Source organism: Kitasatospora sp. NPDC053308 (assembly GCF_055585785.1).
Genome location: NZ_JBVJJY010000015.1, coordinates 104080 through 116703, shown reverse-complemented (window position 1 = coordinate 116703; position 12624 = coordinate 104080). Strand labels below are relative to the sequence as shown.

Sequence of the window (12624 nt, the reverse complement as noted above, 5' to 3'; positions counted from 1 at the left end):
GCTCTCCCGGGGACGTAGACGCTCGCGCATGGAGCTGAGTGTGGAGGCTATGGTTCGCCGGCTCGGGGTGGCATTGACTGGTGGACATGAGGACGGATGCGAAGGGGCCGCGGGCTCCGGGGTCGTCCGTCCGGTCCGGTCCGGTTCCTGCTTCGGGTGAGGGTGGTCGTGATGGCTGGTGTGGTGGATCTGGCGGCGGATGCCGGTGTGGTGCTGGTGGTGGGTGGGACGGGGAAGACGGGTCGGCGGGTGGCGGAGCGGTTGGCGGCTCGTGGATATCGGGTGCGGGTGGGGTCGCGGTCGGGTGCGGTGCCGTTCGACTGGCATGACGAGGGGACGTGGGAGGGGGCGTTGGAGGGGGTGAGTGCGGCGTATCTGACGTACTACCCGGATCTGGCGTTTCCGGGTGCCGTGGAGGCGGTGGGGGCGTTCTCGCGGTTGGCGGCGGCGCGTGGGGTGGGGCGGTTGGTGTTGTTGTCGGGGCGTGGCGAGGAGGCGGCGGAGGCGGGGGAGAAGGCGGTGATGGGGTCGGGGGCCGCGTGGACGGTGGTGCGGTGCGCGTGGTTCGACCAGAACTTCAGTGAGTCGTTCTTCCTGGAGCCGGTGCTGGCGGGGGAGTTGGCGTTGCCGGTGGGGGGTGCGGTGGAGCCGTTCGTGGACGTGGAGGACATCGCGGATGTGGTGGTGGCGGCGTTGACGGAGGCGGGGCACGCGGGGGAGGTGTACGAGGTGACGGGGCCGCGGTTGCTGTCGTTCGCGGATGTGGCGGGGGAGTTGTCGCGGGCGGTGGGTCGTGAGGTGCGGTTCGAGGCGGTGTCCGAGGAGGCGTACCGGGCGGTGTTGGTGGAGGCGGGGTTGCCGGGGGACTTCGCGGAGTTGTTCTCGGTGATCCTGGACGGTCGTAACGCGTCGTTGGGTGACGGGGTGCGGCGGGCGTTGGGGCGTGAGCCGAGGGACTTCGCGGACTACGCGCGGGAGGCCGCGGCCTCCGGCGTGTGGAACGCGTGAGCGCCCGGGCCCGTCCGACCGACCCGACGCGGTCGACGAGAACGACCCGCCGCCCGGCCCGGGAGAGCACCACCCGCCGCCCGGCCCCGGAGCGCACCACCTGCCGCTCGGCCCCGGAGCGCACCACCCGCCGCTCGTACCGCGACAGCTTCCGCTCGTACCGCCACGCCTGGCGCACGTACCGCGACAGCTTCTGCTCATGCGGCAACACCTGTCGCCCGTGCGGCAGTTCAGATAAACGTCGGTGCCGGGAGGCGCCGGCCCCCTGACCGTCAGCTCCGGCCGTGGCCGGGAGCGGTGAGGAGACCGGTGCGCCCGGTTCCGGGAGGTCCCCGCGCAGGGCGGGGACCGGGGAGAACCGAAGGATGACCTATGCGCTCGAACCAGACCGCGACTCCTGCTTCCTACACCGCTTCACCGTCCTTCACCGGCCTCGCGCCGGGCGGCGCGGCCCAGGCCGGGCCCGGCACCCGCAGCAGGGCGACCGGCCCGCTGCTGGTGGGCGCCACCGTCGCGATGGGCCTGATGGCGGGGCTGTTCTTCGCCTTCGACGTGTCGGTCATGCCGGGCCTGGCGGCGGGTGACGACCGGACGTACGTGACGGCGATGCAGCACATCAACAAGTCGATCGAGAACGGGATGTTCGGCCTGGTCTTCGTCGGCGCCTTCGTCGCGACGGGTGCCGCGGCGTGGCTGCTGCACAAGGCGGGCCGACGGCAGGCGGCGCTGTGGGCCGCGCTGGCGACGGCGCTGTACGTGGTGGCGCTGATCGTCACCATGGGTGTCAACATCCCGCTGAACAACCAGCTGGCGGCGGCCGGTGACCCGTCCCAGATCCAGGACTTCGCGTCCGTGCGGTCGCACTTCGCGGACAGCTGGGTGCCGGTGAACATGCTCCGCACCGCGCTGTGCACGGGCGGCCTGCTGGCGCTGACCCGCTCCCTGGTGCTGCACGGACGTGCCGGGCGCTGAACCCCGCCGCCCCGCTCCGCCGTTGGCGCCCCCGGCTGATACCGCCGGGGGCGCCGCGGCGTTGCCCGCTCCACCCTGGTCCGGCCGAGAGACCCGGTCAGGCCAGGGTCGAGCGGGCCCGGGACCGGCGTCGGCGGCCGTGGTGGCCGGCTGGCCGGATCCGTCCGCCCCGCCCTCCGGCGGGTCGCGGCGGCCGGGCTGTCGGCGCAGACTGGCCGGTGGCAGCGCAGTGACGACCGCGAGGGGGCGGGCATGTTCGGACGTACCGGCGAGCGAGGGGCGGCGGTCAGGCCGACGAGGGCGGGCCGAGGGCCGACGGGCAGGCTCCGGGCCGCGATCGGCGCGCTCACCGTCGCCCTGACGGCCGGAGTCGCGGCCGCGCTGCCCGCCGCACCCGCGGAGGCGGCCGGCGGCAGCGGTGGCCACGGGGTCAACGGCGGCAAGGTCGTGTACCTCACCTTCGACGACGGCCCGAGCCCCGCCTACACGCCCAAGGTCCTTGCCGCGCTCGCCCGTTACGGGGTGCGCGCGACCTTCTTCGAGATCGGGCAGAACGTCGCCGCCCACCCGGCACTCACCACGCAGGTCGCCCGGGAGGGCCACAGCGTGCAGAACCACTCCTGGTCGCACCCGGACCTGCGCAGGCTGTCCGGCGCCGCGCTCGACGCCCAGCTGAGCACCACCGACCAGGTGATTCGCGCCCGGACCGGCCGTACCCCGAACTGCCTGCGCCCGCCGTACGGCGCGGTCGACGGCGCGGTGCGCTCACGCGCGGCGGCGCTCGGCAAGCAGGTGGTGCTCTGGTCGGTGGATCCGGCGGACTGGTCCCGGCCGGGTGCGGCGGCCATCCGCTCGCGGGTGCTGAACAACGTCCGTCCGGGCTCGGTGATCCTGTTGCACGACGGCGGCGGCGACCGCAGCCAGACCGTGGCCGCGTTGCCCGGGATCATCTCCACACTCAAGGCGCGCGGGTACGGCTTCGCCACCCTGTGCGGCTGAGGGCGCTCAGGGTGGCGTCGGGGAAGCATGCGTGGGGTGAACGGCCGGTGCGCGGCGGGCGCTGCGCGGCCGTCAGCTCTGCCCGTTGAGGACCAGCGCCCAGGCGAGGCAGCCGAGGGCGCCGGTGGAGAGCAGGGCGCGCAGCACGTTGAAGCGGACCCAGCGGGCCTCGAACCGGCCGCGCACGCCGGCCGGGTCGGCGATCCGCTGCGGTGCGCCGGCGGCGGCCAGCTCGTCGTTCAGCGGGATGTTCACCGAACGGGTGACCCCGATCATCAGGACGTACAGCACCAGCGCGGCGACGGTCGCCGGCAGGACGTCGTGGCCGTCCGAGGGCAGGTGCAGGGCGACCGCGGCCGCCGTGGTCAGCAGGGCACCGACGAAGCCCAGGACGAACCAGCCGTTCAGGATCGCCACGTTGACGCGTTGCATGACCTCGATGAAGGTCCGGTCCTCGACCCGCGCGAGCGCGGGCATGACCGAGCACGCGTAGGCGTAGAACAGTCCGGCGGTCAGTCCACAGGTGACAGTGGCCGCCACCAGGACGAGTGTGCGTGCCGTTTCCATCGTCGTGAGCCCCTCACTTCTCGCTGTCGGTATCGCAGGCGCCGCGCGCACGTCGCTGTCGCTCCTGGCGACGCCGTTGCCGTCACCGTTGCCGTCGCCGTCGCCGTCGCCGTTGCCGTCGCCGTCGCCGTCGCTGTGTCGCTCGTGCTGTCGTCGCGTGGCCGCTGCGTGTCGTCATACCCCCGTGGGCAGATCATCCGGCATTTCCGGCGCCCGAGCCACCTCGATCACTCAAGAGTCTCTCAAATGACGGAGCGTCAAATAATGTCCTGCCGTCTACACTTGGCGGCATGGACACTCTGACGGGACTCCTCGACGGCCCCAAGGCCCGTGGCGCGTTCCTGCTGCGGTCGATCCTCACCCCGCCCTGGTCACTGCGGATCGAGGACCGGGCCCCGCTCTCGGTCGTGACGATGGTCCGCGGCGCCGCCTGGATCCTGCCCGAGCGCGGCACCCCGCTGCTGCTCCACCCGGGGGACGTGGCGATCGTGCGGGGCCCCGAGCCGTACACCGTCGCGGACGACCCGGACACGCCGGTGGACGTGATCGTCGGTCCGGGCCAGGTCTGCACCAAGGGCGGGGTGGACGTCTCCGAGGTGATGTCGCTGGGCGTCCGGACCTGGGGGCAGGGCCGGGAGGGCGACCAGGCCTCCTCGGTGGTCCTCTCCGGCACCTACCAGGCGGAGCACGAGATCGGCCAGCGCCTGCTCGGCTGCCTGCCGGCGCTGCTGGTCCGCCCGGCCGGCACCGGCGCCGACGACACCCTGGTGCACCTGCTGGCCGCCGAGATAGGGCGCAACGAGCCCGGCCAGGAGCTCGTCCTCGACCGCATCCTCGACCTGCTGGTGGTCTCCGTGCTGCGCGCCTGGCTCGCCGCCCCCGACTCCGGCGCCCCGGCCTGGTACCGGGCCCAGCACGATCCGGTGGTCGGCCCGGTCCTGCGGCTGATGCACGACGACCCGGCCACCGCCTGGACGGTCGCCGAGCTGGCGCAGCGGGTGGGGGTCTCCCGGGCGGGCCTGGCCCGCCGCTTCACCGCCCTGGTCGGGGAGCCCCCGATGGCGTACCTCGCGGGCTGGCGCCTGGCCGTCGCCGCCGACCTGCTGCGCGAGCCGGAGTGCACCGTCGCCTTCGCGGCCCGCAAGGTCGGCTACAGCAACGCTTTCGCCCTCTCCGCGGCCTTCAAGCGGGTGCGCGGCATCAGCCCGCAGGAGCACCGCCGGCTCGCCGCCACCGGCACCCCGCCGCAGCCCGCCGGCTTCTCGGGACCGGCGGAGACGGTCATCCTGGCGGGCTGAGCCGCACGGTCCGGGGGCGGACGGGCTGGGCCGCCCGGTCTGGGCGCGGGCGGTCCGACCCGCACGTCTGGGTCGGACCGTACAGGCCGGAGAACGCAGGCCGGCGCCTGAGCGGCAGCGCCATTTGCCTAAAGCCTTTAGGTAATCCCATACTGTCCATAGTGTGCCGGCGTACCCCTGGTGCGTCGGCAGCGGCAGGCAGGACGGGAGGAGCAGCACATGGCACGGGCAGGCCTGACCGTGGAACGCGTCGTCGTCGCGGGCGCCGAACTCGCCGACGAACTCGGTTTCGAGCAGGTGACCGCCGCCGCGCTCGCCCGGCGCCTCGGCGTCCAGACCGCCAGCCTCTACTCCCACGTCAAGAGCTCCCAGGACCTCAAGACCCGGATCGCGCTCCACGCCCTGGCGGAACTCGCCGACCTCGTCGCCGACGCCCTCGCCGGACGGTCCGGCCGGGACGCGCTCCGCGCCTTCGCCGACACCTACCGCGACTACGCGGCCCGCCATCCCGGCCGCTACGACGCCACCCGCCTGCGCCTGGACGCCGGAACCGCCGCCGCCAGCGCGGGAGTCCGGCACGCCCAGATGGCCAGGGCGCTGCTGCGCGGCTACGACCTCACCGAGCCCGAGCAGACCCACGCGGTCCGGATGCTCGGCAGCGTCTTCCACGGCTACATCAGCCTGGAGGCGGCCGGCGGCTTCAGCCACACCACCGTCGACCCGCGGCAGTCCTGGGACTGGATCATCGACTCCCTCGACGCCCTGCTGCGCGCGGGCGGAACCGGCATCGCCGCCGACACCACCACGACCTGAACACCCCTACGGGACCGGTGCGTTCACGCCCCGTGGCACCCGCATCCGGCGGCACCGCCCGGCGCCCGTACGACGACCCGAAGAAGCACCATGACCACGACGATCACCACCCCCGTCACCGAAGACCTCCTGCACGGCCACCTGGACGTCGAGCACACCCGCCGCGGTCTGCTGCCGCACCGGTTGCCCGCCCGCGCCCGCCCGCAGATCCCCGACGAGCAGCTCGCCATGGCCGAGTCCCAGCCCTCCGGCGTCCGCCTCGCCTTCCGCACCAGCGCCACCGCGATCACCCTGCACGCCGTGCCCACCAAACGCGCCTACCCCGGCGTCCCACACGTCCCCGACGGGGTGTACGACCTCCTCGTCGACGGCGCGCTCGCCGCCCAGGCCACCGTCCCCGGCGGCAATCTGCGCACCGTCGACCTCGCCACCGGCCGCTTCGACCTCACCGAAGGCCCGTCCGGCAGCGCCCGGTTCACCGGCCTGCCCGCCCGGGACAAGACCGTCGAGATCTGGCTCCCGCACACCGAGACCACCGAACTGATCGCCCTCGACACGGACGCGCCGCTCCGGCCCGTCCCGGCAGGCCCGCGCAAGCGCTGGGTGCACCACGGCAGTTCGATCAGCCACGGCTCCAACGCCACCCACCCGACCGGCACATGGCCCGCCCTGGTGGCCAACCGCGCCGGGCTGGACCTGGTCAACCTCGGCTTCGGCGGCAGCGCCCTGCTCGACCCCTTCACCGCGCGCGCCATCCGCGACACGCCCGCCGACCTGATCAGCCTCAAGCTCGGCATCAACCTGGTGAACGCCGACGCGATGCGGCTGCGCGCCTTCACCCCGGCGGTCCACGGGTTCCTGGACACCATCCGCGACGGCCACCCGACCACGCCGCTCCTCGTCGTCTCCCCGCTGCTCTGCCCCCTGCAGGAGGACACCCCGGGCCCGCTCGCCCCCGACTTCAGCAGCGGAACCCTCCGCTTCCGGGCCACCGGCGACCCGGCCGAACGCGCCGCGGGCCGTCTCACCCTCACCGTCATCCGCGAGCACCTCGCCCGCATCGTGGCCGAACGCCGCGCCGACGGCGACCACGCCCTGCACCACCTCGACGGCCTCGCCCTCTACGGCGAGGCCGACCACGACACCCACCCGCTCCCCGACGGCCTCCACCCCTCCCCGGAGGCCCACCGCCTCATCGCGGAACGCTTCACCGAGGTGGCCCTCGCTCCCGGCGGCCCGCTGCCCGCGTGACGCGCCGCGACCGCGGCGGTCGTCGCGGCCCGGCGCTCAACTGCCCGGAGGGAGGGCCAGGGTGGTGATGACGACGTCCCGGCGGACGCCCCAGTGCCCGGTACCCACGCCTCCGCGGTGCGGGTGCCGGGCACTGAACGTGCCGTCCGGGTGGACGGCCACGCTGATCGCGGCGAGCGGCGTCCAGGTGCGGGTCAGCGGATGGACCGCCTTGTAGACGGCCTCCTTCGCGCTGAACAGCACGGTGTCCCACGGCGTGCCGTCCACCGGCAGCGCGGCGAGCCGGCGCCGCTCCTCCTCCGACCCGACGAGATCCAGGACCCCGCGCGACAACGGCCGGACGGGCTCCGCGTCGATGCCGATCGAGACGTACCGGTCCGTCCCCGTGACGGCGCAGGCCGTGTAGCCGTCGGTGTGGGTGATGCTCCCTGCGGTCCCCGACGGCCACTGCGGCGCGCCCCCGAGCCCGGGCAGCAGGGGAAACAGCGGACGCGGCGGATGGCCGAGCTCCGCCAGGGCGTGACGGGCCAGCGTCCGCGCCGTGGTGAACTGCCGCCGCCGACGCGGTGACCGGCCCCGGATGTAGGCCGCCTCCGCAGGGTGGAGACGGCCCACCTCCAGGTCGCCGAACGCCTCGGCGCCCTGGACGTACGGCGGCAGCAAGGTGGCCAGGACGCCGGCCGGAACGGTGGTGGTCACGGCGCGATCAGCGGCCGGCCAGGACCAGCTGGTGGACGTGGTGCGCGACGTGCTCCGGAACCTCCAGCGGCACCATGTGCCCGATGCCGATCACCTTCTGCAGCGTGGCCTGGGGCAGGGCCGCGGCGAGCTCCTGACTGAAGGACGGCTTGACGACCTTGTCCTCGGTACCGGTGATCACCACCACCGGCGCCGAGATCCGGGCCAGCCCGGCCCGCTGGTCCATCCCCTGGGACGACGCGAAGCACGCCGCCCGGGTCTGCGGCAGGGTGGACGCGAAGAGCCGGCGGTTCGCCTCCCGGGCCTCCAACGTGGCGCGCGGCCCGTGCGTCTGACCGAGCAGCTTGCGCCCCAGCCACGGCGTCCGCAGGGCCCGGCTGAACAGCTTCGACCCCATCATCTTGACCTCGTTCGCCGGGGTGTCCTGCCCGTGCGAGGCCGTCGACACCAGCACCAGCCCGGCCAACCGCCTACCGGCGTCGCCGGCCGCCGCCTTGCCGCTGCCCGCCGATACGTACTCGGACTCGGACTCGGCCAGCTTCGTCGCCCACGCGAGCGCCGCGTACCCGCCACCCGAGTGCCCGACCACCACAAGCGGCCGCTCCGCCGTCGTCAACGTCCCGATCACGGTGTCCAGGTCCTTGGCGAGCCGCTCGATGCTGATCGCCTCCCGCCCCACCGTGGACGAGGCGTGCCCCCGCTGGTCGTACGTCACCACGGTGTGCCCGGCCGCCGCCAACTGCTGCGCCGTGGCGTGCCAGACCGTCCGCGAGGCGGCCCACCCGTGCACGAGCACCACCAGCGGCTGGGTCGTGTCGGGTGCGGCGGGCTGGTGGACCGTGATGGCTAGGCGGGCGAGGTCGTCCGTGGTCGCGGTGTGGTCGGTGGCCGTCACGACGTGCTCGGCCGGCAGAGCGGGGATTTCGGCGGTCTGCATGGGTGGGCCCTCCTTTTTGTGTGGTGTTATTCGGGCTTTTCTTTTTCTGTTTTTTATTGGTTGGTGTTGGTGGTGTTGGTGAGGTGGTGGTGGAGGTTGGTGAGGGCGTGTTGGGTGGCGGTGGTGTGTTTGGTGGTGAGGTTGGTGAGGTGGTGGAGGAGTTTGGGCCAGTGGTGGGGGGTGGTGGTGAAGGTGATGGTGAGTTGGGTGTGGGTGGTGTTGTGGGGTTGGGGGTGGGGGGTGAGGGTGTAGGTGGTGGTGCCGTGGAAGTGGCCGGTGTGGGTTTGGGTGAGGGTGTGGTGGGGGGTGATGTGGGTGGTGGTGCTGGTGAAGTGGAGTTTGGGGCCGGGTTTGCCGATGCCTGCGGGGTGGATGGTGGTGTGGGTGGTGCCGCCGGTGTGGTGGGGGGGTGTGGGGCCGGGTTGGTGGGTGTTGTGGGGGTGCCACCAGGTGGTTTTGCCGTTGAGTTCGTTGATGAGGGCGTTCCAGACGGTGTGGGGTGGGTGGGGGAGGATGGTGTGGTCGGTGTGGTGGATGGCGTGCATGGTTTTTCCTTTCGGGTGCGGGGTGGGTTTTTGCTGGGTGTTTGAGGGGGGTGTGGGTTCGGGGGTTTCCGGGGGGTTGCTTTCGGGTTTTTTTGGGGGGTGGGTTTGGGGTTTTGGGGGTTCGGGGTGTTCCCGGGTTCCGGGGGTTCGGGGTGTTGTGGGTGTTAGGGGAAGATGTGTTGGTTGGGGGTGAGGGTGTGGTGGGGGTCGTGTTGGTTTTTGGTGGTGGTGAGGTTGGTCCATTGGGGGCCGTAGTGGGTTTGCCAGTCGGTGGGGGTCATGTGGGGGATGGCGCCGACGAGGTAGCGTTTGGCGCCGAGTTGGACGGCGCGGTCGTAGAGGTGGCGGTTGCGGGTGAGGGCGGGGGTGGGGTCGGTGTGGGGGTGGGGGAAGGTGAGGAGGTCGAAGAGGTAGGTGGTGGGTTCGTCGGGGGTGATGGCGTAGGGGTGGGTGAGTTTGTGGGTGGGGAAGGGGTAGCAGAGGAGGAGGCCTTGGCCGATGTCGTCGGGGGTGAGGTGGGGGAGGGTTTCGGTGAGGAAGGTTTTGGTTTGGGTGGCGGGGAGGAAGAGGGAGAGCCAGGGTTTGGGGGCGTTCCAGTAGCCGAGGTTTTTGATGGTGTCGGCGAAGGCGTCGGCGCGGTGGATGTATTGGTGGTAGGTGGTGTCGGTGATGGTGGTTTCGTCGGGGTTGGGGTGGAGGCCGGTGAGGAGGGGGGTGGGGTCGGGGGGTGTGGTGCCGTTGTAGTGGGCGACGGCTTCGATTGTGTAGCGGGGGGGTTGGTTGTCGGGTTGGATGAGGATTTCGCCGACTTGGGAGGGGAAGCGGCCGTCGTTGAGGAGGGTTTGTTGGTCGGTGAGGAAGGTGGTGAGGTCGTTGTAGTGGAGGGTGATGACGCGGGCGTTTTGGGGGGCGGGGATGAGTTTGAGGGTGGCGCGGGTGATGATGCCGAATTGTCCGGCGCCGGCGAGGGCGGCGTGGAAGAGGTCGGGGTTGTGGGTGGGGGTGGCGGTGAGGATGTGGCCGTTGCCGGTGACGATTTCGATGGCTTCGACGGTGTCGGCTTGGAGGCCGTGTTTGTGGACGGTGGATCCGATGCCGCCGATGCTGATGGTGCCGCCGATGGAGAGGTGGAGGTAGTCGGTGAGGGCGGGGGGTGTGAGGCCTTGGGGGAGGGTGGCGTCGGTGAGTTGGGCCCAGGTGACGCCGGTGTCGACGGTGGCGTTGGTGGGGGTGATGGTGTGGATGCGGTTGAGGGCGCGGGCGTTGATGCTGATGCCGCCGGGGGCGCCGGCTTGGCCGTAGTTGGAGTGTGATTCGAGGTCGTCTCCGGTGCCGCTTTGGCCGTTCATGGCGACTTTGAGGTTGTGGCGGTTGGCGTAGGTGATGACGGTGGCGATGTCTTGGGCGTTGGCGGGGTTGAGGACGGCGTGGGGGGTGGTGGTGGTGAGGCGTCCGAAGTCGTGGGCGAAGGCGGTGCGGGTGGCGGGTGCGGTGGTGAGGGTGCCTTGGAGGGTGGGGGCGGGGGAGATGTGTCCGGTGGGGGTGTCGTGGGTGGTGGCCCAGGTGCGGGTGGTGGTGTTGTAGCCGATGACGGTGGCGGCGGCGCCGGTGAGGAGGGTGCGCCTGGTGAGGTGGGGGTGGTTCATGGGGTGGTGTCTCCGTGTTCGGGTGGCGGTTTGTCGGGGTGTGGTGGTCGTGCGGGTGCGGGTGCCGTCGGGCGGTGGCCGTCCGGGTGTGGGGTCATACGGTCGTTCGGTCATGTGAATGCAGTGGTCGTTCGGGTGGTGCGGTCCTGCGGGTGGTGCGGGTGCCGCGGCGGGTGTTTCGGGTGTGGGGTGTGGGGTTGTGTCCGGGTGTGGGGGTGGCCCGCGGGCCCCGGGGGGTCGGGGGCGGGCGTCCGGGGGCCGGCGTGGTGAGGGTTCACGGTCCGGGCCCGGGGGTGGGCTGTGTGGGGTGGGCCGTGGGGGCCGGTGGTGTGGAGTTGTGGGTGCCGGTCGGGGGCTGCGGTGGGGTGGTCGTGCGGGTGGCTGCCCGGCCGGGGGCCTGGTGGTGGCGGGTGGCGGGTGGCGGGTGGGGCGGTGTCGTGACCCGCGGGGTGTGGTTCGGGTCGCCCGGTCCGGTTTCCGTGGATTGCGGGTCGCGGGCGGGTGGCTGGTTGTGACGGGCTTGCGGTGTTTGGTTGTTCGCCTGGTGGTGGGCGGTCCGCGGGTGGTGGTCGGGCCGGCGGGCTCTGGTCGGGTGCGGCGGTAACGGGTTTGTGGTGGCTGGTGGTTCGCCGGTGGCGGGAGGTGGTGGGCCTGCCGTTGCCTGGTTGCCGTTCGGTGGGGTGGTCGTGCGGGTGGCTGCCCGGCCGGGGGCCTGGTGGTGGCGGGTGGCGGGTAGCCGGTGGGGCGGTGTCGTGACCCGCGGGGTGTGGTTCGGGTCGCCTGCTGCGGTTCCCGCGGGTTGCGGGTTGCGGGTTGCGGGTTGCGGGTTGCGGGTTGCGGGCTGCGGGCCGGTGTCCTGCCCGGTTGTGACGGGCTTGTGGTGCTTGGTTGTTCGCCTGGTGCGGGTGGTCGTGCGGGTGGCTGCCCGGCCGGGGGCCGGGTGGTGGCGGGTGGCGGGTGGCGGGTGGGGCGGTGTCGTGACCCGCGGGGTGTGGTTCGGGTCGCCCGGTCCGGTTTCCGTGGATTGCGGGTCGCGGGCGGGTGGCTGGTTGTGACGGGCTTGCGGTGTTTGGTTGTTCGCCTGGTGGTGGGCGGTCCGCGGGTGGTGGTCGGGCCGGCGGGCTCTGGTCGGCTCCGGCGGTAACGGGCTTGTGGTGGCTGGTGGTTCGCCGGCAGCGGGAGGTGGTGTGCCTGCCGTTGCCTGGTTCCCGTTCGGTGGGGTGGTCGTGCGGGGTGGCTGCCCGGCCGGGGGCCGGGTGGTGGCCGGTAGCGGGTGGCGGGTAGCCGGTGGGGCGGCGTCGTGACCCGCGGGGTGTGGTCCGGGTCGCCTGTTCCGGTTCCCTCGGGTTGCGGGTTGCGGGTTGCGGGTTGCGGGTTGCGGGTTGCGGGTTGCGGGTTGCGGGTCGGTGCCTTGCCTGGTTGTGACGGGCGTGTGGTGCTTGGTTGTTCGGCTGGTGTGGGCGGTCGTCGCCTGGTGGTGGTGTGCGGTCCGGGGGTGGTGGTCGGGCCGGCGGGTCCTGGTCGGGTGCGGCGGTTACGGGCTTGTGGTGGCTGGTGGTTCGGCGGTGGCGGGAGGTGGTGTGCCTGCCGTTGCCTGGTTCCCGTTCGGTGGGGTGGTCGTGCGGCCGGGGGCCGGTGGTCGGTGGCGGGTGGCGGGTAGCCGGTGGGGTGGCGTCGTGACCTGCGGGGTGTGGTTCGGGTCGCCTGTTCCGGTTCCCTCGGGTTGCGGGTCGGTGTCCTGTCCGGTTGTGACGGGTGTGTGGTGCGGGGTGGTTGTGGGGTGTGGGTGGTGGGGGGCGGCCGCCGCCCGGGTGGGTCGGGCGGCGGGCCGTGGTGGTGCCGTGGTGGTGCTGGTCCTCTGTGGGGTGGCGGGTCGGTTTGGCGGGTGG

11 protein-coding genes are annotated in these 12624 nt (G+C 72.4%); 6 read left to right on the top strand and 5 right to left on the bottom strand.

Going from position 1 to position 12624, the window contains the following annotated elements:
• Positions 1-171 precede the first annotated feature (171 nt).
• The 3 genes from ACZ6Y7_RS28095 to ACZ6Y7_RS28085 all read left to right on the top strand — a co-directional run bounded on the left by ACZ6Y7_RS28095 (position 172) and on the right by ACZ6Y7_RS28085 (position 2979).
• The gene (locus ACZ6Y7_RS28095) at positions 172-1008 is read left to right on the top strand and encodes a Rossmann-fold NAD(P)-binding domain-containing protein (protein ID WP_465760729.1); all 837 of its coding nucleotides are present in this window, start codon (positions 172-174) and stop codon (positions 1006-1008) included.
• A gap of 372 nt (positions 1009-1380) precedes the next feature.
• On the top strand, positions 1381-1980 hold the full coding sequence (locus ACZ6Y7_RS28090) for an anthrone oxygenase family protein (RefSeq protein WP_465760728.1): 600 nt from the start codon (positions 1381-1383) through the stop codon (positions 1978-1980).
• Positions 1981-2232: 252 nt separating this feature from the next.
• The gene (locus ACZ6Y7_RS28085; protein WP_465760727.1) at positions 2233-2979 is read left to right on the top strand and encodes a polysaccharide deacetylase family protein; all 747 of its coding nucleotides are present in this window, start codon (positions 2233-2235) and stop codon (positions 2977-2979) included.
• Positions 2980-3051: 72 nt separating this feature from the next.
• Here ACZ6Y7_RS28085 and ACZ6Y7_RS28080 read toward each other — a convergent pair whose 3' ends face one another.
• A complete protein-coding gene (locus tag ACZ6Y7_RS28080; protein WP_465760726.1) occupies positions 3052-3519 on the bottom strand; it encodes an anthrone oxygenase family protein in 468 nt (155 codons plus the stop codon).
• A 317-nt stretch (positions 3520-3836) separates the two neighbouring features.
• Between ACZ6Y7_RS28080 and ACZ6Y7_RS28075 the strand changes: the two genes are divergently transcribed.
• The 3 genes from ACZ6Y7_RS28075 to ACZ6Y7_RS28065 all read left to right on the top strand — a co-directional run bounded on the left by ACZ6Y7_RS28075 (position 3837) and on the right by ACZ6Y7_RS28065 (position 6908).
• Positions 3837-4844, top strand: coding sequence for an AraC family transcriptional regulator (locus tag ACZ6Y7_RS28075; protein ID WP_465760725.1), 1008 nt, complete (start codon positions 3837-3839; stop codon positions 4842-4844).
• Positions 4845-5063: 219 nt separating this feature from the next.
• On the top strand, positions 5064-5657 hold the full coding sequence (locus ACZ6Y7_RS28070) for a TetR/AcrR family transcriptional regulator (protein WP_465760724.1): 594 nt from the start codon (positions 5064-5066) through the stop codon (positions 5655-5657).
• Between the two features lie 90 nt (positions 5658-5747).
• The gene (locus ACZ6Y7_RS28065; RefSeq protein ID WP_465760723.1) at positions 5748-6908 is read left to right on the top strand and encodes an SGNH/GDSL hydrolase family protein; all 1161 of its coding nucleotides are present in this window, start codon (positions 5748-5750) and stop codon (positions 6906-6908) included.
• Between the two features lie 36 nt (positions 6909-6944).
• On the opposite strand, the gene ACZ6Y7_RS28060 is transcribed toward ACZ6Y7_RS28065, so the two are convergent.
• From ACZ6Y7_RS28060 to ACZ6Y7_RS28045, 4 genes are all read right to left on the bottom strand, one after another.
• Complete coding sequence (locus ACZ6Y7_RS28060) at positions 6945-7607, bottom strand: 4'-phosphopantetheinyl transferase family protein (protein ID WP_465760722.1); 663 nt, start codon at positions 7605-7607, stop codon at positions 6945-6947.
• Positions 7608-7614: 7 nt separating this feature from the next.
• A complete protein-coding gene (locus ACZ6Y7_RS28055; RefSeq protein ID WP_465760721.1) occupies positions 7615-8544 on the bottom strand; it encodes an alpha/beta fold hydrolase in 930 nt (309 codons plus the stop codon).
• A gap of 53 nt (positions 8545-8597) precedes the next feature.
• Positions 8598-9089 (bottom strand): hypothetical protein, encoded by a 492-nt coding sequence (locus ACZ6Y7_RS28050; protein WP_465760720.1) that lies wholly within the window; start codon positions 9087-9089, stop codon positions 8598-8600.
• A gap of 164 nt (positions 9090-9253) precedes the next feature.
• Complete coding sequence (locus ACZ6Y7_RS28045; protein ID WP_465760719.1) at positions 9254-10735, bottom strand: FAD-binding protein; 1482 nt, start codon at positions 10733-10735, stop codon at positions 9254-9256.
• Positions 10736-12624 lie beyond the last annotated feature (1889 nt).